The organism is Nonomuraea recticatena (genome assembly GCF_039533245.1).
Taxonomy (GTDB): Bacteria; Actinomycetota; Actinomycetes; order Streptosporangiales; family Streptosporangiaceae; genus Nonomuraea; species Nonomuraea roseola.
On sequence record NZ_BAAATE010000008.1, the window covers coordinates 103225 to 124025 of the forward strand.

Annotated in this window: 16 protein-coding genes and 1 riboswitch; of the genes, 8 read left to right on the plus strand and 8 right to left on the minus strand. The window is 70.5% G+C overall.

All coding sequences use genetic code 11. The features are described 5' to 3' along the window. Positions 1 to 48: 48 nt before the first annotated feature. Entirely contained in the window at positions 49 to 1146 is a 1098-nt protein-coding gene (locus ABFX50_RS17940; RefSeq protein WP_346147742.1) for a branched-chain amino acid aminotransferase, read from the minus strand. A 162-nt stretch (positions 1147 to 1308) separates the two neighbouring features. Further along, a complete protein-coding gene (locus ABFX50_RS17945) occupies positions 1309 to 2361 on the minus strand; it encodes a 3-isopropylmalate dehydrogenase (protein WP_346147744.1) in 1053 nt (350 codons plus the stop codon). A gap of 98 nt (positions 2362 to 2459) precedes the next feature. Further along, a riboswitch (cyclic di-AMP (ydaO/yuaA leader) is annotated at positions 2460 to 2602 on the plus strand. A gap of 60 nt (positions 2603 to 2662) precedes the next feature. Here ABFX50_RS17945 and ABFX50_RS17950 point away from each other — a divergent pair. Further along, on the plus strand, positions 2663 to 3229 hold the full coding sequence (locus tag ABFX50_RS17950) for a C40 family peptidase (protein ID WP_346147746.1): 567 nt from the start codon (positions 2663 to 2665) through the stop codon (positions 3227 to 3229). 603 nt (positions 3230 to 3832) lie between these two features. Here the strand turns inward: ABFX50_RS17950 and serA are convergent. After that, a complete protein-coding gene (gene serA, locus ABFX50_RS17955) occupies positions 3833 to 5422 on the minus strand; it encodes a phosphoglycerate dehydrogenase (RefSeq protein ID WP_183656280.1) in 1590 nt (529 codons plus the stop codon). A gap of 229 nt (positions 5423 to 5651) precedes the next feature. Here serA and ABFX50_RS17960 point away from each other — a divergent pair, with 229 nt between their 5' ends. From ABFX50_RS17960 to ABFX50_RS17970, 3 genes are read left to right on the plus strand one after another with little or no spacing between them, the layout of a single operon-like run. Further along, entirely contained in the window at positions 5652 to 6524 is an 873-nt protein-coding gene (locus tag ABFX50_RS17960; RefSeq protein ID WP_183656277.1) for a hypothetical protein, read from the plus strand. Positions 6525 to 6569: 45 nt separating this feature from the next. After that, on the plus strand, positions 6570 to 7940 hold the full coding sequence (locus ABFX50_RS17965) for an MFS transporter (protein WP_346147749.1): 1371 nt from the start codon (positions 6570 to 6572) through the stop codon (positions 7938 to 7940). Continuing rightward, positions 7888 to 8637 (plus strand): class I SAM-dependent methyltransferase, encoded by a 750-nt coding sequence (locus ABFX50_RS17970; RefSeq protein ID WP_183656274.1) that lies wholly within the window; start codon positions 7888 to 7890, stop codon positions 8635 to 8637. Before ABFX50_RS17965 ends, ABFX50_RS17970 begins: the two co-directional genes overlap by 53 nt. Here ABFX50_RS17970 and ABFX50_RS17975 read toward each other — a convergent pair. Genes ABFX50_RS17975 through ABFX50_RS17985 form a run of 3 tightly spaced genes read right to left on the minus strand, consistent with a single transcriptional unit; the run spans position 8630 to position 12365 of the window. Further along, the gene (locus ABFX50_RS17975; RefSeq protein ID WP_346147752.1) at positions 8630 to 11167 is read right to left on the minus strand and encodes an FtsX-like permease family protein; all 2538 of its coding nucleotides are present in this window, start codon (positions 11165 to 11167) and stop codon (positions 8630 to 8632) included. The genes ABFX50_RS17970 and ABFX50_RS17975 overlap by 8 nt on opposite strands. Then, a complete protein-coding gene (locus ABFX50_RS17980) occupies positions 11164 to 11856 on the minus strand; it encodes an ABC transporter ATP-binding protein (RefSeq protein ID WP_346147754.1) in 693 nt (230 codons plus the stop codon). Before ABFX50_RS17980 ends, ABFX50_RS17975 begins: the two co-directional genes overlap by 4 nt. Then, positions 11853 to 12365, minus strand: a complete 513-nt coding sequence (locus ABFX50_RS17985) for a PadR family transcriptional regulator (RefSeq protein WP_183656265.1) — start codon at positions 12363 to 12365, stop codon at positions 11853 to 11855. The genes ABFX50_RS17980 and ABFX50_RS17985 overlap by 4 nt, the downstream gene beginning before the upstream one ends. Positions 12366 to 12454: 89 nt before the next feature. On the opposite strand from ABFX50_RS17985, the gene ABFX50_RS17990 reads away from it, so the two are divergent. Both ABFX50_RS17990 and dacB read left to right on the plus strand, forming a co-directional pair. Further along, positions 12455 to 13009 (plus strand): FHA domain-containing protein, encoded by a 555-nt coding sequence (locus ABFX50_RS17990; RefSeq protein ID WP_346147756.1) that lies wholly within the window; start codon positions 12455 to 12457, stop codon positions 13007 to 13009. A 144-nt stretch (positions 13010 to 13153) separates the two neighbouring features. After that, positions 13154 to 14698 (plus strand): D-alanyl-D-alanine carboxypeptidase/D-alanyl-D-alanine endopeptidase, encoded by a 1545-nt coding sequence (gene dacB / locus ABFX50_RS17995; RefSeq protein WP_346147758.1) that lies wholly within the window; start codon positions 13154 to 13156, stop codon positions 14696 to 14698. Between the two features lie 86 nt (positions 14699 to 14784). Here the strand turns inward: dacB and ABFX50_RS18000 are convergent, their stop codons facing one another. After that, positions 14785 to 15123 (minus strand): transposase, encoded by a 339-nt coding sequence (locus ABFX50_RS18000; protein WP_183656256.1) that lies wholly within the window; start codon positions 15121 to 15123, stop codon positions 14785 to 14787. Between the two features lie 113 nt (positions 15124 to 15236). Here ABFX50_RS18000 and ABFX50_RS18005 point away from each other — a divergent pair, with 113 nt between their 5' ends. Together ABFX50_RS18005 and ABFX50_RS18010 are read left to right on the plus strand one after the other, a co-directional pair. Beyond that, complete coding sequence (locus ABFX50_RS18005; protein ID WP_346147761.1) at positions 15237 to 16091, plus strand: NAD(P)H-binding protein; 855 nt, start codon at positions 15237 to 15239, stop codon at positions 16089 to 16091. A gap of 421 nt (positions 16092 to 16512) precedes the next feature. After that, entirely contained in the window at positions 16513 to 17319 is an 807-nt protein-coding gene (locus tag ABFX50_RS18010; protein WP_346147763.1) for a CAP domain-containing protein, read from the plus strand. A gap of 284 nt (positions 17320 to 17603) precedes the next feature. Here ABFX50_RS18010 and ABFX50_RS18015 read toward each other — a convergent pair whose 3' ends face one another. Then, positions 17604 to 20762 (minus strand): AfsR/SARP family transcriptional regulator, encoded by a 3159-nt coding sequence (locus tag ABFX50_RS18015; protein WP_346147765.1) that lies wholly within the window; start codon positions 20760 to 20762, stop codon positions 17604 to 17606. Positions 20763 to 20801 lie beyond the last annotated feature (39 nt).

The following is a 20801-nucleotide window of genomic DNA, read 5'->3' on the forward strand; positions in this document are numbered from 1 at the left end:
GACCAGGGGGTCGGCGGCGTGGTGGGGAAGGCGAGTCAGCGGGGCGGATCAGGAGATCTTGTGGATCCAGTGGTGGGTGTCGGGGCGGGTGCCGTACTGGATGCCGAGCAGCTCCTCGCGGATCTTGAGGGTCACCGGGCCCGGGGTGCCGTCGCCGATGGTCCAGGCGCGGTCGGCGCCCTTCACCGACCCCACGGGCGTCACGACCGCGGCCGTGCCGCAGGCGAAGACCTCGGTGAGCGTGCCCGACTCGCACCCCGCCTGCCACTCCTCGATCGAGATGCGCCCCCCCTCGGCCTCCAGACCCAGGTCGGCGGCCATGGAGAGGATGGAGTCGCGGGTGATGCCCGGCAGCAGGGTGCCGGTCAGGGCGGGGGTGACCAGCTTGTTGCCGAAGACGAAGAACAGGTTCATCCCGCCCATCTCCTCGACGTAGCGGTGCTCGTGGGAGTCGAGCCACACCACCTGGTCACAACCCTGGGCGACGGCCTCGCGCTGGGCGACGAAGGCCGCGGCGTAGTTGCCTCCGCACTTGGCGGCGCCGGTGCCGCCGGGCGCCGCACGGGTGTAGTCGGTGGACAGCCACACCGACACCGGCTTGACGCCTCCGGCGAAGTAGGAGGCGGCGGGCGAGGCGATGACCATGTACTTGTAGGTCTTGGACGGGTAGTTGACGCCCAGCCCGACCTGCGTCGCGATGATGAAGGGCCGCAGGTAGAGGCTGTGTCCCTCGCTCGTGGGCACCCAGTCGCGGTCGGTCTGGGTGAGGAGTTCGAGGGACTCGACGAAGGTGTCCTCGGGCAGTTCGGGCATGGCCATGCGCAGGCAGGAGGCGTTGAAGCGGGCCGCGTTCGCGTACGGCCTGAAGGTCACGATCGAACCGTTGGCCTGGCGGTACGCCTTCAGGCCCTCGAACAGCTCCTGGGCGTAGTGGAAGACGGAGGTCGCGGGGTCGAGGACCAACGGCCCGTACGGCTGGAGCCGCGCGTCGTGCCAGCCCTCGCCCTCGGTGTAGTCGATCGAGATCATGTGGTCGGTGAAGACCTGCCCGAACCCCGGACTCGCCAGTACCTGCTCACGCTCTGCCGCAGTGCGAGCGTGGTCGGAGAGCTGCACATCGAAGCTGAGCTTCTGAGCGGTGGTCATGACGGAAATCCTTCTCTTTTCGCGAGATTTGCCCTGAGTCCATTTTGCGCTGGACCGGGTAACGGGAACCTACAGCAAACGCCTGGCGGTTCTCGCTGGCCGCCAGGCGTCAATGAAGCACCGGCGGCTGCGAGGCCGCCGGGCTGGGGGTGCACACGGCGGTCAGGCGCCGCCGGATACTCGTGCGGTGATGTCGTCACCGATCTCGTGCGTGGTGCGGCCGGCCCATCCGGCCAGGCGCTCCACGATGTCGTCGGCGACGGCCTGCTCGACGCGGGCCGCCTCCTCGGTCAGGCCGAGGTGGTCGAGCATCATGGCGACCGACAGGATGGTGGCCGTCGGGTCGGCCTTGCCCTGGCCCGCGATGTCGGGGGCGCTGCCGTGGACCGGCTCGAACATGCTGGGCGCGGTGCGGTCGGGGTTGATGTTGCCGCTGGCGGCCAGGCCGATGCCACCGGCGATGGCGGCGCCGATGTCGGTGATGATGTCGCCGAAGAGGTTGTCGGTGACGATCACGTCGAAGCGCTCGGGCTGGTTGACGAAGAACATCGAGGCCGCGTCGATGTGCTGGTAGTCGGTGGTGACCTCGGGGAACTCGGGCGCGATCCTGTTGACCGTGCGCTGCCACAGGTCGCCCGCGTAGGTGAGCACGTTGGTCTTGTGGACCAGCGTGAGCTTCTTGCGCGGCCGCTCGGCGGCCCTGGCGAAGGCGTAGCGGACCACGCGCTCGACGCCGAAGGCGGTGTTGAGCGACTCCTGGGTGGCGATCTCGTGGGGAGTGCCGCGGCGCAGGACGCCACCGGCTCCCGCGTAGAGGCTCTCGGTGCCCTCGCGGACGACGACCATGTCGATGTCGCCAGGGAGGGTGTCGGCCAGCGGGGTCTCCACGCCGGGGAAGAGCTTGACCGGGCGCAGGTTGACGTAGTGGTCGAGCTCGAAACGCAGGCGGAGCAGGAGTTCACGCTCGAGGATGCCCGGCGGCACGCTGGGGTCGCCGATGGCGCCGAGCAGGATGGCGTCGTAGCCGCGCAGCTCCTGCAGGACCTCGTCGCTCAGGGTCTCCCCGGTGGCGTGGTAGCGGGTGGCGCCCAGATCGTAGTGCGTGGACTCGATCTTGACGCCGACCGCCTCGAGGACCTTGAGCCCTTCGGTGACGACCTCGGTGCCGATCCCGTCGCCGGGGATGACGGCCAGACGAATGTTGCGCGACTCCATGGGCGGTACCTTACCGGCTCGTCTCGATGGACGAACACTCATCTCACTTGTCGGACGTCCAGTTTTGTCCTGTTTGCGGTGCTTTGACCCTTTCGTTAGAGTCCGTGCTGCCTAATCCGTTGCGGAGTGCACGGAGCCGGGGACCCATTTCCCCCTGGGGCGAATCGGTGTCCCCACACCGTAGGGCGGCTTCCACGCCCGAGCCCGTCAGCTAACCCGGTCGGCCACGTGGAAGGACAGTCCCCTGTCTCGCATCACCACGACCGCGGTCCTCTGCGGTCTTCTCGCCGCAGGAGCCCTCGTGACGGCATCCCCCGCCGTCGCGGACACCACCGGCTCCGACACCCCCTCGAGCTCCGCCACCGGCAAGGGCTCGGCGAGCAGCATCACCGGCGCCGACGTCAAGAAGGCGCGAATCAGCGAACAATCCACCCCCGCCTGGCGGGTCGCCCTCAAGTTCGCGCTGGCCAAGCGCGGCACGCCGTACGTCTGGGGCGGCACGGGCTCCGGCGGCTACGACTGCTCGGGCCTGATGCTCAAGGCCTACGAGAAGGCGGGCATCGAACTGCCCAGGGTGGCCGCCGACCAGTACCGGGCCTTCTCGAGGAAGATCTCGTGGGACAACCTCAAGCCCGGCGACCTGGTCTTCTTCAGCGGCCTCGGCCATGTGGGCATGATCTCCAGGCCGGGACACATGGTGCACGCACCCCGCTCGGGTGACGTGGTGAAGGAGGAGAAGCTCAGCGCCTGGCGACGGCAGGCGTTCGTCGGCGCGGTGCGTCCAGACCCCAAGGGTGTGGCGCTCGCGATGAAGCAGGCCAAGGCCAAGCAGGAACCCGCCCCCGCGATGCTGACCGCCACCCTGTAGGCGGCGGCACGCCCGTACGAGGCCGTCCCCTCGCGCTCCCGCCACCACGGCAGGCGCGGGGGGACGACTGCGCTTTCGCGGAGAGTGTCAGCGGTGGGGTCGCCCCGGTGGAGCAGGGGGACCTCCACCGGAACGGCCCGGCTCAGCGAGGGGAGGGGGAACCGCCGTTGTCCCTGCGGTCCAGCGCGGTCTGGACGGCCTCCGCCGCCTCTTCCTCATGCTCTTCCGCACGGTTCCATGGGTACATGTCGTACACGTGACTCATCTCATTTCGCGGACGCGTATGAATCGGACGTCGGACTCCGGTCGCGAATCCGACCGGGCCTGAGCTCGTGCGGTCCGGGTCACGGACCGGACGAAGGGGACTTAAGGCCGACACAACGCCGCTCACCGCGACGGGTCGTCGACCTGCCCTAACAGGCCCCGTCGCGGCAGGTAATAAGTACGAGTACCCAGCGCATTACTTCAAAAGTACCTGGCACGGTCCAGACTGTCTCGTAGGACGTCCGAATATCTCACGATATGAGACATCGGTGACAGTCGCCCCCGAACGCGCGAACGCCCTCCCGCGGTGCGCGGGAGGGCGTTCCATGCGAGACGGGGTCAGTCGGTCAGGTCGACCGAGCGGCCGCTGTCCGCGCCGATCTCTGCCACGATCTGGTCGACCACGTCGGCGGGGATCGCCGAGTCGACGGTCAGGGCGATGAGCGCCTTGCCGCCCTTGACGTCGCGCGCCACCTGCATCGAGGCGATGTTGATGCCGTGCTCGCCCAGCAGCCTGCCGACGACGCCGACGATGCCGGGACGGTCGGTGTAGGTGAGGAAGGCCAGGTGGTCGGTCGGCTCGATCTCCATCTCGTAGCCGTTGACCTCGACGATCTTGGTGACCTGACGCGGGCCCGAGAGCGTTCCCGACACCGAGACGGTACGGCCGTCGGCCAGCACGCCGCGGACGCTGACGACGTTCCTCCAGTCGGGGCTCTCCGAGCTGGTGATCAGCTCGACCGTCAGGCCGCGCTCCTTGGCCAGGAGGGGGGCGTTGACATAGGTGACCGCGTCCTCGATGACGTCGGTGAAGACGCCCTTGAGCGCGGCCAGCTCCAGCACCCGCACGTCCTGGCTGGCGATCTCGCCGCGGACCTCGACGTCGAGCTTGGTGGCGGTCTCACCGGCCAGCGCGGTGAAGACGCGGCCCAGCTTCTCGGCGAGCGGCAGGCCGGGCTTGACCTCCTCGGCCACGGCGCCGCCCTGGACGTTCACCGCGTCGGGCACGAACTCACCGGCGAGCGCGAGCTTGACGCTGCGCGCGACCTGGGTGCCGGCCTTCTCCTGCGCCTCGTGGGTGGAGGCGCCGAGGTGCGGGGTGACGACGACCTGGTCCAGCTCGAACAGCGGGCTGTCGGTGCAGGGCTCCTTGGCGAAGACGTCGAGACCCGCGCCCGCGACACGACCCTCCTTGATCGCGGAGTAGAGGGCGCCCTCGTCCACGATGCCGCCGCGCGCCACGTTGACGATCCGCACCGACGGCTTGACCTCGTGCAGCTCCTTGTCGCCGATGAGACCGAGGGTCTCCTTCGACTTGGGCAGGTGCACGGTGATGAAGTCGGCGGTCTTGAGGGCCTCCTCGAGGCTGACCAGCCTGACGCCCATGGCCGCGGCGCGCGCCGGCGGCAGGTAGGGGTCGTAGGCGATCAGCTCGACGCCGAACGGCTGCAGGCGCTGCGCGACCAGCTGGCCGATCTTGCCGAGGCCGAGGATGGCGACGATCTTCTCGTCCAGCTCGACGCCGGTGTACTTGGAGCGCTTCCACTCACCGTTCTTGAGCGCGGCGTGCGCCTGGGCGGTGTTGCGGGCGCTGGCCAGGATGAGCGCGACGGTCTGCTCGGCGGCGCTGGTGATGTTGGAGGTCGGCGCGTTGACGACCATGACACCGGCCTTGGTGGCCGCCTCGACGTCGACGTTGTCCAGGCCGACGCCCGCGCGCGCGACGACGCGCAGCTTCGGGGCGGCGGCGATGGCCTCGGCGTCCACCTGGGTGGCGGAGCGGACGATGAGCGCGTCCACGTCGGCGAGCGCGGGCAGGAGCTGGGAGCGGTCGGCACCGTCGGTGTGGCGGACCTCGAAGTCCGCACCAAGCACGGCGAGACCTGCTTCCGACAGCTCCTCTGCGACCAGAACGACGGGCTTGTTCACAGGTGGATCCTTAAGGGGTCATGCGACGGGCTGAGGGACACGGCAGCGGGCCCCTCGGATCCCTCAGAGTCTATCCGGCCTTGTGAACGCATTCACGAGGGTCTCAGGATCTGGGCGTGTTACCCAGCAGCCGAGCGAGTCATCCCAACCCGAGCCAACTTTGTCTTGATCGGGAGATTTATTCGCTATTAGCCTGATAAGCCGTGGGCTACTACCTATCGTTCACCCTATGAGCATCGGGAACCCCGCTCTCGCCGACGTGCTCGCCCAGCATGGCAGTCCGCACCTGCTGCTGGCCGCACTCGCCGATGGGGGAATCCTGGTGGCCGTGCGCTCTGACCGCTCGGTCGTCCTGGGCACCACCCAGGTCGGCGACCGCGTGCTGCTCGGTTACACAGGCCCCCAGACCTACGCGCGCCACCGGGGTGGCCACTCGCTGTCGGCCTGCGACGCCGACACCATCCTCGACATCCAGCGCGTCACGGGCGTGCGGGAGATCGTGATCGACGCCGCAGGACCTGCCGCGGCAGCCGTTCCGATCGAGGATCTCCAGCGCTTCCTGGCATCCACACGGACTGGACCCCAGCCCGTGCTGTCAGGGGCGATGCCCACGGCGTACGCGACGGGCGCCATGGCCGCGGTCTCGCAGGGAGCGGCGGTGATGCACGGCGCGCCGCCGGCGCCGCCACCCGTGCGCTCCGTGCCTGCCGCGCCGCAGTCGTGGATCCCCGCGCCCCGTCCCCATCTGTCGGGCCCCATGCAGCAGGTGGATCCCGGCTACCGCCGCTGCACCCATCCGATCCTGCCCGCGCTGCGCGGGGCGATCGCGCTCCTGCTCGTCGACTATCCGCTGGTCCATCACGTGTGGATCTCCGAGGCGCGCACGGCCTCGGGGGCTCCAGGGATCATGCTGCACGTCAAGGTGCACATGTCGGCGGCCGAGGACGTGGTCCGCGACCTGCACCGAGGGGTCAGGGCCAGGCTGCCGCAGCTGGCGGCCAGCGAGGCGCCGATCCTCATGGCGAGGGTGGCCGACGCGCGCAGCGAGCGCAGGATGGTGGAGCTCGGCGCGCACGTGGTGTGCGCGGACGTCACCGACTGAGATCTGGGCCTGTCCGGACGGAGCACGCTCCGATTCAATGGGCCCATGATCGTCCCCAGGGGCGTGCGCCTCGGTTACGGTGTCGGCTCGTTCTGCACGGCGACGTTCGGCGCCGTGCCAGGACTGCTGCTGCTGTACTACATGACCAACTTCCTGGCCGTGCCCGCGTGGTTGGCAGGGGTGGTGGTGGCCGCGCCCAAGATCTGGGACCTGGTCGTCAACCCGCTGGTGGGCCGGTGGTCGGACCGTACGGTCTCCCGCATGGGCCCGCGCAGGCCGTGGATGCTGGCCGGGGCCTGCACGCTGCCGCTCGCCTTCGCCGCCCTGTTCGCGGGCCCACCCCTCACAGGGACACCCGCCGCGATCTACGTGGGCGTCGTCTTCCTGCTCGCCGCCACCGCCTACGCGCTGTTCGAGGTGCCCTACAAGGCGATGCCCGCCGAGATGACCGGCGACTACCACGAGCGGACCGCGCTGCTGCAGTGGCGCATGGTCTTCATCGGCGCCGCGACCGTGATCAGCGGCGTCGTCGCCCCCGCGATCGTCAACAGCCAGGGCGAGGGCGGCACGCTGTCCAGCTACCGGCTGATGGGCGTGACGATCGCGGTCGTGATGCTGGCCTCCATGCTGGGAGCCTTCTTCGGTACGGCCCGCGCCCCCATGACCGGCGCCCCCGACCCTGACGGCGGCACGCTGTGGTCGCAGTTCGCCGTGGTGCGCTCGAACCCGCCGTACATGTGGCTGCTGGCGCTGGGCTGCACCCAGTTCCTCGCGGTCGGCGTCATGCTGGCGGCGGCGCCGTACTTCGCCTCGTACGTCCTGGGTGACCCCAAGGCCACGAGCACGCTCTTCGCCGCGCTGATCGGCCCGATCCTGCTGACGATGCCGCTGTGGGTGAGGCTGTCCAAGCGCTACGAGAAGCGCGGCGCGATGCTCCTCGCGGGGCTGCTGTTCGGCGGCGGCACGGCCGCGGCGACGGCGACACCTCTCCTCGGCGCCCTCTACGCGCACCTCATGCTGTTCGTGGTGGGAGTCGGCTTCGCCGGCGTGCAGCTCCTGCAGTTCTCGATGCTCGCCGACGTGATCGCCCTCGACGCGGCCTCGACGGGCAAGCGGCGCGCCGGAGTGTTCACCGGGTTGTGGACCGCCATCGAGAGCGCGGTCAGCTCGTTCGGCGCGCTGACCTTCGGCGCCGTGCTCTCGATGGGCGGGTTCGTGTCGTCTGATCCGGGAAGGCCGGTGGTGCAGCCCGACTCGGCGATCACCGCCGTGCTGCTCGGTCAAACCGCCGTGCCCGCATTCATTATTTTTCTTGCCGTGCTCATGACGTTCCGTTACCGATTGACGGCGGAACATGTTCTGCATGACCCGCAACAGCCTTCTGCATCAGGCGAGATACGCCCTGCGGCACCCTGACAGAGTCATCCCCCACGCCCGGCGGCTCACCAGAGACCTGTGGTTCAGGCTCCAGACCCGCGACCACGTGGACTACTACCGGGCGGTGATGCGCTCCGACACCGAGCGCAACCCCGACCGTGCGGTCGGCTCCAAGAGCAGGGAGCGGTGGCTCAAGCTCGGCAAGACCCAGTTCGACTACCTCGTGAACCACGGCCTGCTCCCCGAGCACCGGATGCTCGAGATCGGCTGTGGCAACCTGCGGGCGGGGCGGCTGTTCATCGACTACCTCCACAGCGGCCACTACTACGGGATCGACATCTCCCCCGACATCCTCTTCGCCGCCCAGCAGACGCTGGCCGACTTCGACCTGCGCGACAAGCTCCCGCACCTGACCCCCGTCCACGACCTGCGCTTCGACTTCCTGCCCGACGAGTACTTCGACGTCGTGCACGCGCACAGCGTCTTCTCCCACTCGCCCCCACGAGTGATCGAGGAGTGCTTCGCGCACGTGGGCCGCGTCATGAAGCCCGGAGGCTGGTTCGACTTCACCTTCGACAGGACCCAGGGCAGGGAGCACCAGGTCCTGCGCGAAGACTTCTACTACCGCACCGAGACGCTCGCCGAGATGGCCGAGCGGCACGGGTTCAAGGCGATGTTCATGGACGACTGGGAGCGGCTGCCGCACAAGCAGTCCAAGATGCGCCTGGTCAAGTAAGGCGACGGGTGAGAGGGAGCGCTCGCGTCCGCGCGAACGCTCCCGCCACCAGGGCGGCCAGCAGCGGCAGTCCGACCACGATCGCGCCCACCAGCTCCCACGGCACCGCCACCGTCGTCGTCTCGATCCGGTCGGCCAGACCCACCGGATTCAACGTGGCGTAGTAGCCGGTCCTCGACGTCATGGCCCAGGCGAGCGCGACACCGGGGACCGCGCCCGCGATCGCGCCGACCAGCGCGCCGAGCCCCGCGATGTAGCCGGCCTGCCCTGCGAGGATCAGCCGCCCCGTCCTGGACGGCGCGCCCACCGCCGAGATCGTCGCCAGGTCGGGCCGCAGGTCGGCGGCGGCCAGGGCGGTGGCGACGAACGTACCGCCGAGCACCAGAATCAGCGCCCCACCCATCAGCACGAGCAGGACGCTTGCGATGTCCGTCTGGAAGCCGTCCTCCAACTGGACGCTCACCTGGGCGCTGGCCGCCTGGAGATCCTTTCGGAACAGCTCCACGTCCTGCGGCCAGTGCCGCGCGAAGATCAGGCGTTCCTTCAGCTTGAACCCCTTGGCCTTCATCGCGGCGGGTGAGAGCAGGATGCCGATCACCTGAGGGTCGGCCGCCTTCGCCACGACGGCCGGCACCTCGAACTTTCCGGCGTCAGAGGAGGATCCTTCGAAGCCGGCGCGGAGGGAGAGCCTGCCGTGCCGCACCATCGAGGGGTTGAAGACGACTGCCTTGCCCTCGGCGAGCGCCGCGGCCGCCCTGGGGTCGTTCCCGCCCTGTATCAGCGAGAGCAGCCGCTGGTCTCCGACGAGCACCTCGCTGAGGTGGTAGGTCGTCGGACCGCAGGAGGTGCACTCGAGCGTGACGTCGGGGAACAAGGGAATCATTCTGCCTCTGGAGTTCACCGGCACGAACCCCTCGACCGGCTGGACGCCGGGCAACCGCTCCTGGGCTGCCTGGCGGATCCGCGCCCATTCCGCGTCGCCCACTTCGCGCGCGCCGATCGACAGCGTGCCGATCGGCGTCAGGGAGCGGAAAGACTCGCGGGCCTCGACGTACTGGCTGTTGACCCCGATGCCGGCCGCGACCGCTCCGGCCGTCGCCGCCATCACGGCCGCGACGGCCGAGGCCGTACGCATCCGGTGGCGAACGGCGTCGCGGACGCCCAGCCGCGGCGCCAGCGGCAGCCGTACGGCGAGCCGCCCCGTGAGCGCGACCAGTAGGGGCACCAGCGCCACCAGCCCCAGCAGCCCGAGCACAGCGGCGGCGAAGATCCATACCTCCTGAGTTCTGGAGGCAAGCAGCGTGGCGACCACGCCCGCCACCACCAGCACCAGTCCCAGCACGGGCCGTCCAGGCCCGCCGCGGGCCGCACCCGAGCGTCCGGCCAGCACGGCGGCGGGATCCTGGCGTCCGGCCAGCACGGCAGGCGCCATGGCCGCCGCCACCCCGCTGACCAGCCCGAGCGCCATCACGCCGGCCACCGGCCACCACGGAACCTCGAGCGGTCCCATTGAGTCCGACAGCACCGGGACCAGCAACAACCCGCCAGAGACTCCCGCGACGGCGGCCACCAGCGCCGCGGCCCCACCCATCACGAGCCCGTCAGCCAGCACGATCATCCGCAGGTGCGCCTTCGATCCCCCCTGCGCGGCGATCACCGCCAGCTCCGTCGCGCGCCGCCGCAGCCCGATCGCGAACGCGGGCCCCGCCAGCAGGACCGTCTCCATCCCCACCATGAACACCGCGACACCGATGCCCACCACGGTGGTGGTGCTCATTGAGGTCGCGGGCTCGCGGGCGAGACTGGCAGCTGAGAGGCCGACCAGTCCCACCTGGTTGAGGCTGCGGGTGTCCTCCCACGTCGCGGGTGCGGGGGTGTCGGCCAGCCAGCCGGTGCCGCGGCCATCACGCTTGTCCTTCAGAAGGACGCCTCTGAAGCCGACGACCTCTTTGTACGCCGAGTCGAACGGGAACTCCACCACGCCGACCACCGTCACCCTGCGGTCGGCGCGGGTGACCTCGATCGTGTCGCCGGGGCCTCGGCCCATCCTGGGCGTCACGGCGACCTCGTCGGCGGCGGCGGGATAGCGGCCCTCGATCAGCGGCCGCATGCCCTTGGTCAGAGGATCTCGCAGGTCGATCTCGATGGCGCTGACGTGGTCGTAGCCGCGCTCGGTCCTGACGTCGACGCTGCCCTCGTCGAAGCCGATCAGCCTGGAGCCGGGCTGGAGCCGCGCGGCCGCCTCGGCTGTGGTGGTGGGGACTCCGTCATTGGCGCGTCCCTTGCCGCTTGGCACACCATGGTCGTCGTGCTGCTCGTCCACCTGGGCGTAATTGCTGGTCTTGATCCTCAGATCGGCCGCGCCCAGCTTCCTGACGAGACCTTCCCCGAACGTCACGTCGGCCGTCTCCCAGAAGGTGAGGACGCCCGTGATCACCAGCACCGGCAGGCCGATCATCATCATGATCAGCGCGGTGCGTCCCTTGGCCCTCAGGGCGTCGCGGCGGGAGATCCGCAGCAGCGCTCTCATCGGGCGCTCACCACCGGCGCGGTCGAGTCGACGATCTGCCCGTCGCGCAGGAACACCACCCTGTCCGCCCATCCCGCGTAGCGCGACTCGTGGGTGACGAGCAGCACCGCGGCGCCCGCCTCGCAGCGGCTTCTGAGCAGTTCGAGGATCTCGTCGCCCGTCGGGGTGTCCAGCGCGCCCGTCGGCTCGTCGGCCAGGATCAGCCTCCGCTCGCCCAGCAGCGACCTGGCGATCGCCACCCGCTGGCGCTGCCCTCCCGAGAGCTCGTCGGGGAACCTGTCGGCGACCGCCGCGAGCCCCATCTCCTCCAGGACGGCCAGCGCCTCGGCCCTGGCCTCGCGCGTCCGCACGCCGTCCAGCTCGCGGGGCAGCATGACGTTCTCCGCCCCGGTCAGCGAGGGGATCAGGTTGAGGTCCTGGAAGACGTAGCCGATGCTCCTTCGCCGCAGCGCGGCCAGATCCTTGACCGTCGAGAGGGGCACGCCCTCCACGGTGACCTCGCCGCTCGTGGGCCTGTCGAGGCCGCCTGCGAGGTTGAGCAGCGTGGACTTGCCCGAGCCCGAAGGACCCATCACGGCCACGAGCTCACCTGCCCGCACGTCGAGGCTGATCCCCCGCAGAGCGTGGACCGCCGCCTCACCCTCGCCGTGGACCCGCGCCACGTCCGTGAGTGTCACCACACTCGTCATTCCCCTGCCTCCTTGAGCACTGCCTCGCAGTGGTCGAGCCATCGCTGCTCGGCCTCCGCCTGAAAGATCATGGAATCCAGCACGAGGCGCTGCGCGGCGCCGTCGGTGCCGGTGCGCTTGGCCCTGGTCAGCTCCTGCAGGGCGCGCATCGTCGCGGTCCTCTGCCGCTGGATGACCGCGCCGACGTCGACGTCCTTCGCCGCGACGGCCATCGCCAACTTGATGACCAGCTCGTCCCTCGGCCGGTCGGACTGGGCGACGGGGGTGCTGAACCATCGCTCCACCTCCGCCCGACCGGCCTCGGTGATCGTGTAGCCGACCCTGCCCTGCTCGTCCTGCTCGCCCGAGGAGACCAGGCCGTCGCGCTCCATGCGGGAGAGCGTCGTGTAGACCTGGCCGATGTTCAGCGGCCAGGTCGCCCCTGTGGACGACTCGAACTCCGCGCGCAGCTGGTAGCCGTACCTGGTCCCCTTACTGAGCAAGGTCAACAGGCTCTGTCTGATCGACATGAATACTCAGTATGCATACTCAGTATGGTCGACTCAAGGGATTCGCGAATTCTGGACAGGAAACGCCGTTCGGGCCGATACTCAGGGGCATGAGCTCGACGCAACCCCCATTTCGTGCCTCCGATGGGGAACGTGATCGCGCCATCGACGAGCTCCGCGACCGCGCCGTCGAGGGGCGCCTGTCCCACGACACCTTCGTGGGCCGGGTCGACCAGGCACTACGCGCGCGCAGCCGCTACGAACTCGACGATCTGGTCGCCGACCTGCCGCCGCGCAACACGGTCCGCCAGAGGCTGACCGACATGGTCGCCTCCGTCTCGGAGTTCACCACCCGCGTACAGTCGGCATGGCGCAAGCCCCGGCTGCCCAGGCTGGCGCTGCCCAACGACAGCAGGCTCAGGTACGTCGTGGGCCGCGGCTCGGCCTGTGACCTGATCCTGGCCGACCTCACCGTCTCGCGGGTCCACGCCGAGCTGCGCAAGGAGGACGACGGCTCCTGGCTGCTGGTCGACCTCGGCTCGCTGAACGGCACCAGGCTGAACGGCTGGCGCCTGGTCGGTCCCGCGCGGGTCCGCTCAGGTGACGAGATCTCCTTCGGCGACGTGGGGTTCCTGGTCTCCGCCGGCGCGGCGCCTGCCTCCTGATCCGCCCGGCCCTCCCCTTTGCCAGGCGGTTGTGGAACGCTCCCGAGCAGGGGCTCGCGAAAGATACGGATATTTGCGGATTGCGGCGAGGGGTGGGCGCTCCCATGATCCCTCCGAGACCTCGTACGCACCCTGGAGACCTCCATGCGTCGCACACCAGCTTCACTCGTCGCGGGCGCGCTCGTCGTCGCCCTCGCGTGGGCGTCAAGTCCTGTCTCTCCCGCCACCGCCGCCGACCCCTCCCCCGGCATCGCCGACCTGACCCAGGATCTCAACCAGATCCTCAGCGACTCCCGCCTGACCATCGCCCGAGCGGGCGTCGTGGTGAAGAGCGCGGCCACCGGCGAGGAGCTCTACTCCATCGACTCGGGCAAGCTCATGACCCCCGCGTCCAACACCAAGCTGTTCACCTCCGCCGCCGCGGCCGAGGTGCTCGGGCTCGACTACCGCTTCACCACCAGCGCGCTGGCCGCCGGCCGTACGGTGGGGTCGATCCTGAAGGGTGACCTGGTGCTGCGCGGCACCGGCGACCCGACCATGCTCGCCGCCGACTACGACGCGCTGGCGGCGGCCGTCGCCGCCAAGGGCGTCAAGGTCGTCACAGGAAGGCTGGTCACCGACGACAGCTGGTTCGACACCGTACGGCTCGGCCAGGACTGGGCCTGGGACGACGAGACCGCCTACTACGCCGCACAGATCTCCGCACTGACCGCCTCGCCCGACAGGGACTACGACGCGGGCTCGGTGATCGTCTCGGTGGCCGCCGACGGGGACAAGGTCAAGGTCACGACCACCCCCGAGACCGACTACCTGAAGATCGTCAACAACGCGACGGTCGGCGCGTCGACCGACGTGCTCATCGAACGCCGCCACGGCACCAACACCGTGGTCATCACGGGCACCGTCGCGGGCCCCTACGACGAGTGGGTGGCCGTCGACGACCCCACCCGCTACGCCGCCTCGCTGTTCCGCAAGGCGCTGAACGCCCACGGCGTCAGGGTCCTCGGCTCCACCGTCTCGGGCGCTCCCGAGGGCGCGAGCGAGCTGGCCAAGCACGAGTCGATGCCGCTGAGCGAGCTGCTGGTGCCGTTCATGAAGCTCAGCAACAACATGCACGCCGAGATCCTCACCAAGGCCATGGGCCGCAAGGTGGCGGGCCAGGGCACCTGGGCCGCCGGGCTCAAGGCCACCTCCGACTTCGCCAAGGCCAACGGTGTCCAGATCCTGAACCTTCGCGACGGCTCAGGCCTGTCCCGCCGCGACGGCGTCACCGCGGGCTCCATCGCCCAGCTGCTGCTGTCGGTGCGGAGCAAGCCGTGGTTCACGACCTGGTACAACGCCCTGCCCATCGCCGGCAACGCCGACCGCTTCACCGGCGGCACGCTGCGCAGCCGCATGCGCGGCACCCCCGCCGCCAACAACGTCCACGCCAAGACCGGCTCGCTGACCAGCGTCACGTCCCTGTCGGGCTACGTCACCAGCGCCGAAGGGGAGCCGCTGGTCTTCTCCATCATGCTCAACCAGTACCTGTCAGGCTCTCCCAAGGACATCGAGGACAAGATCGCCGTACGGCTGGCGAAGTTCAGCCGCACCACGCCCGACGCCGCCGCCCAGCTCAGGAGCGACGGCCCCGCCTCCCAGGAGGGCGGCGACCTGGAGTGCTCGTGGCTCAAGCCTGTCCAGTGCTAGCGCTCTGACCTGCGCACACTCACGGCCCGCCCCGTCCAGGGGCGGGCCGTCCGCGTTCGCGGGGCGCATGTCTCGTATGGTGAATTTCAGTCGTAGTGACGGCGTGCCGCGCAGTCACGGATCACCCTGGTCCACTCGGCCAGCGCGGGGTCCGACGCCGTCGCCTCGTGCAGGTTCCGCCACAGCTCAGCCCTGCTCCAGCGGGCGAACCAGCGGTGAGCCGTGGGCACCGTGACGCCGAAGGAGTGCGGCAGGTGCTGCCAGGCGCAGCCGCTCGTGACCACGTAGACGACCGCCACCATGACCTGGCGCGCGTCGGCCGCGGCCCTGCCGCCGCCCTGGGGCCGGGGACGTGGCTCGGGCACGAGTGTGCTGGCCACCGCCCACAAGTCGTCGGGAACCAGTCGTCGCGCGAGCGCCTCCACGCATGTGATCCTCTCGCATGGGCTCTGACCTGCCAAATGAGACATCGGCCCATGTGCGGCGAGGGTCCCTGCGGGGTTAGCGTCGGCCCCTCACCGACGAAGGGAGAAGATCCATGAGGATCCTCGTAACCGGCGCGACGGGCGTGGTCGGCCGCATCGTGGTCGACCGCCTGCTCGAGGCGGGACAGCAGGTGCGGGCACTGACCAGGAACCCGGCCGCCGCGGGCCTGCCGGACGCCGCCGAGGTCGTCGCGGGCGACCTCACCATCCCCTCCACACTCGCCGGCGTGCTCGACGGCGTGGAGCGGGCCTACCTCCTGCCCGGCGTCCTCGATCCGGGCCGCGCCGCCGAGCAGGCCCAGTCCTTCGTGAAGCCGGCCGCCGAGGCAGGCGTCGACCGGGTCGTCGACATGTCGACCTCCGCAGTCACCGAACGCCGGCCCGGCAGCTACGAGATGTTCCTCGAGGTCGAGCAGGTCATCGAGGCGTCGGGGCTGGGGTGGACCCACGTGCGGCCAGGCGAGTTCGCCGTCAACAAGCTCGACATGTGGGGCGAGTCGATCCGCACTGAGGGCGTGGTGCGCAGCGCCTTCCCCGACGCGCTGGGGGTGCCCATCCACGAGGCCGACATCGCCGAGGTGATCGTGGCCGCCCTCCTTGAGGACGGCCACCAGGGGCGCGCCTACTCGCTGACCGGGCCGCAGGCCCTCAGCCACCGCCGGCAGGCCGAGGCCATCGGTGAGGGGCTGGGCAGGCGGCTGCGCTTCGAGGCGCTGACGTACGGGCAGGCGCGGACGGCCTACATCAGGGCCGGATTTCCTGGAGGCAGCGCGGAGTACATCCTCGGGTACCAGGCCGAGTACGCGGAGGAGCCGCCGCAGGTCTCGCCCGACGTGGAAAGGGTCCTCGGCAGACCTGGCCGCACCCTGTCCCGCTGGGCCGCCGACCACGCCGCGGACCTGACCTGACCAGGGGCGCCTCCACCCTCCCGCAGCGTCGCAGGGTCGGTCTCGATCGTGTCAGCCCCGTCGTACGGCTGTCCGCGGCGCGTCTCCGCCATCCTCTCCTCCTCCATCTGGACGGTGAACCGATCGCGCCCAGCCCGCCCTCGTAGACGGGTCCTGCCGTACCGCGCCGGGTCCTCAGGAGGCCCGGAGGCAGCGATGTTGATGGGGCGCAGACGCACAGGTGGGGATGGGGGTTTACATGGGGTCTAAGCGACCTATATTACGAATGGGACACATGGAGCCCCAGATTTCGCTGGTTTTTGCGTGACATGACCGTTGTGTGCAGACCAGAATGCGTGCTCGAACCAGCGTCTAAACCCCATCGGAGGACATCGTGCGCAGACAGCTCCAGGCACTCGCCTGCCTCGGAAGTCTGGCGGCATTGAGCACTCCGCTCGCCGCCGCGCATGCGGAGACCAAGCAGGACTCCTGTCGCGTGGTCGCGGCCAAGCCCTACCTCGACGCCAACGGCACGGTCAGGGGTGGCGCCACGCGGGCGGGCTGTGACGACCAGGCGCGGCTGCGCGTCCGCATTGTCCAGCTGCGTCCTGGTCCCGACCGCACCCTCAAGAGCGGGTCCAAGCTGATCGGCAACGGCAGCGTCGTGGCCGGGGTCCGGTGCACCGACATGCCGCGGCGGCTCTACGTCACGGCGACGGACTACCGGGGCAACCAGCACCGCTCAGGTGTGGTCGCCCTGTCCTGCGACACCGCTCCGACCCCCACCCCCACCCCCACGGCCACGCCCACCGCGACTCCTACGACGTCCGCGACCCCCACGCCGTCTCCTTCGGGTTCGCCCTCAGGTGGCTCGACCGTGGAGGAGGAGGTCGTCAAGCTGACGAACGAGGCACGGGCCACGTCTGGGTGCAAGCCGCTCACCCACGACCCGAAGCTGCACGCCGCCGCCGAGGGCCACTCGGCCGACATGGCCGCCAAGGGCTACTTCGACCACACCTCCCCCGACGGCCGTAACCCGGGCGACCGCATCAAGGCCTCGGGCTTCTCGCCCATCAGCGCGTGGGGCGAGAACATCGCCAAGGGCCAGCGCACTGCAGCCGATGTTGTGCGCGGCTGGCTGAACAGCCCCGGCCACAAGGCCAACATCATGAACTGCAACTACACCCACATCGGGGTCGGCCACGACGCCAGGGGCCCGGTCTGGACCCAGGTCTTCGCCCGCCACTGACACCAACCGGCTGGAGCCAACCCGCCGAAGCCAACCCGCTCAAGCTGGACCCGCTGAAGCCAACTCGCGTCGGGTACCCCCAACCGCCCCCACCCGGCGCTCCCCCGCGGGCCCGTCCGCGCCTCCTCCTCCGCACGGAGAGCCGCAGGACGGGCCCGCCCCTCAGCCCCATCCGATTCACCAACCCACACATACGGCCCCACGAGTCAGCGCTCCGCCGAGGTAGCCTCCTGAATCAGCGCCTCACCGAGGCTGTCTCGTGAACTCCGGGAAGCCCGCGCCGCTCACACCGCCACCGGCTGGGCGCTGCCCTGTGCGAACTCCTCGAGGAAGGCCGCCTCGTCGAGGGTCTGCCTGCACCGCGCGATGACGCGGTCGACATCGCCCCGCTCGGCCGCCGGGAGCGGCCTGCCCACCGACTCGCGGGCCGCCGAGGCCGCCCCCAGCAGCCGCGCCGCACCCCGGTGGTCGCCCGCAAGCGACACCGCCCCCGCCATCCCCTCGAGGGCGAGCGCCAGTGCCCGGGGGTCGGAGGTCGCCGCCGCATGGGCGTGCCCCTCCCTGTGCAGCGCCAGCGCCTGCTCGGCGTCGCCACGCAACTCGGCGATGAACCCCAGCTCGGCCAGCAGCAGCGCGGCCCCCGCCTCGCCCTCCATCTTCATGATCCAGTCGAGCCAGGTGCGCAGGTGCTTCTCCGCCGCCTCGAACCTGCCCTGCCGCCGCGCGCTCAGCGCCAGCCCGATCTCGGCGTACTGCTCGGCGTAGGGGTGCGCCTGCTCGGCCGCCAGCCGCCTGGCCCGTTCGTGCAGCTCGTCGGCCCTGGCGTAGTCGCCGGCCAGCAGCGCGATCCTGCCCAGCCCCGACAGGCTGCGGGAGACCTCGAACCACAGCTCGAGCTCCTCGGCCATGGCCAGCGCCCGCCGGTGGAAGCCCGCGGCCCTTTCGTAGTCGCCGTCGATCTCGGCCAGCATGGCCAGCGGCTCGACCGCCTGGAGCACGCCCCAGTGGTCGCCCAGCTCCTCGAAGAGCCTGAGGCTGCGCCCGCCCTCGCGTTCGACGGCGGCGAAGTCGCCTCTGATGGTGGCCTGGAAGGCCCTGCCGGTGAGCGCCGCCGCGGTGCCCCAGCGGTCGCCGAGCTCCTCGAAGGTGGCGAGTGACCGGCTGAGCAGCTCGGCGCTGGCCGACAGCTCGCCCTGGCCCCACTGGACGAAGCCGAGCAGCCACTGCGCCGTGGCCAGCTGCACGGCGTCGCCCTCCGCCTCGAGCACCGCGAGCGCGTTCCTGGCCTGGCCCACGACGTCGTCGCAGCCGCCCAGGCGGAGCGTGAGCCCCGCGTGCCAGATCTCGGCGACCGCCCTGAGGCTCCGCTTCGCCTCGCCTGGCACCGACAGCGCCGTGACCAGCGCTCTGCGGCCCTCGTCGAACCGGCATCGCAGCATGAGGTGCCAGGCCATCGCGCTGGCCAGGCGCAGCGCCGTGTCGGCCGCGCCCTGGTGGGCGGCTGTGTCGAGGGCGGTGCGGATGTTGGCGCTCTCGGCGTCGAGCATGGCCAGCCATCGCGTTTGGCCCGCGACCCGCAGGTCGGCCCGCTCAGCCAGAGCCAGGTAGTGGTGGGCGTGGCGCAGCTTCACGCAGTGGAGCTCGCCCGCCTCTGCGAGACGTTCGACGCAGTAGGCGGCCACCGACTCGAGCAGGCGGTAGCGGATGCCGCTCGCCCCCGCGACGGTGACAACCAGCGAGCGGTCGACCAGCCTGGCCAGCAGGTCGAGCACGTCGGCGGGGCGCACACCCTCTCCTGAACAGACCGCCTCGGCCGCCTCGAGCGTGCAGCCGTCGGCATGGACGGCCAGGCGGCGCAGCACGACGCGCTCGGCCTCGGTCAGCAGCTCCCAGCTCCAGTCGATCATCGCGCGCAGCGTCTGCTGCCTGGCCGGAGCGTCGCGCCTGCCGCCGGCCAGCAGGCGGAACCTGTCGTCGAGGCGCTCGGCGAGCTGGGCGGGGCTGAGCACCCGCATGCGGGAGGCCGCCAGCTCCAGCGCCAGCGGGATGCCGTCGAGCCGCCTGCAGATCGCGGCGACGGCCTCGGCGTTGCCGTCGTCGAGGGTGAAGCCGGGCGCGGCGGCCGTCGCCCTCGCGGCGAAGAGCTGGACCGCGCTGGAGGCGGTCGGCTCTCCAGCGCCGTCGGGCAGGTCGAGTGGCTGGACGGCGAACAGCATCTCGCCCTCGATGGCCAGCGCCTCCTGGCTGGTGGTCAGGACGCGCAGCGAAGGGGCGGCGCGCAGCAGGAGCTCGGCGACGGCCGCCACCTGCTCGACCACGTGCTCACAGTTGTCGAGCACCAGCAGCATCCGCTTGCCGCGCAGCACCTCGACCAGCCGCTCGTCCGCGCCCGCGCCCCGCCGTCCGGCCGCCCTGTCGTCGCGGACGCCCACGACGGCGGCGATGGCGTCGACCACGCAGCCCGCGGAGGGATGGGCGGCCAGCTCCACCAGATAGACCCCGTCGGGGCCGACCCCGTCGAGGCCGGCCGCCGCCTCGAGCGCCAGCCTGGTCTTGCCGACCCCGCCGGGCCCTGTCAGCGTGACCAGGCGGTGAGCGGCGACGAGCGAGCGCACCTCGGCCGCCGCCGCCTCCCTGCCGATCAGGCCGGTCATCGGCACGGGCAGGTTGGTGCGCGCCCTGGCGGGCGCGGGCGCGAGGGCGGGGTCCTGCTCCAGGATCGCCCTGTGCAGCGCGACCAGGTCGGGGCCTGGATCGACGCCGAGCTCCTCGCGCAGCCGGTCGCGCAGGTCGGCGTAGCTGTCGAGCGCCTCGCTCTGCCGCCCTGCCCCGTAGAGGGCGCGCAGGTGCGCCGCGCGCAGCCGCTCGCGCAGCGGATGGGCGGCCACCAGGTCGGCGAGCTCGGCCGCCAGCTGCCCGTGCTGGCCGAGCTCCAGCCTGGCCTCGGCGTGCTCCTCCAGCGCCACGAGCCGCTGTTCGGCCAGCCTGGCGATCACCGGCCTGACGAACTCCTCGTCGGCGACGTCGGCGTAGGGCGCGCCTCTCCACAGCTCGAGCGCCTCGGTCAGCAGCGCGCACCTCGTCGAGGGGTCGTCGCTCTCGCTCGCCCGCGCGACGAGCTCCTCGAACCTGTGGGTGTCGAGCGTGCCTGGATCCACCCGCAGCACGTAGCCCGAGGGGGCGAAGGCGAGCCGCTGCCTGCCGCCAGGCTCGGCCTCCTCCAGCACTCTGCGCAGCTGCGACACCTTGACCCGCAACGCGGCGGCCGGCTTGCCCGGCGGCGCGTCACCCCACAGGTCGTCGATGAGGCGGTCGGCGGAGACCGGCCGCCCCGCGTGGGCGAGCAGGTCGGCCAGCAGGGCGCGCACCTTCGCCTCGGGTATGCGCAGCGACCTTCCCTCCACCGACCAGACCGCCAGCGGGCCGAGCACCCCGAATCGCATGTCGCTCAAGCTAACAAAGGCCTCCGACAATTTCGCTGC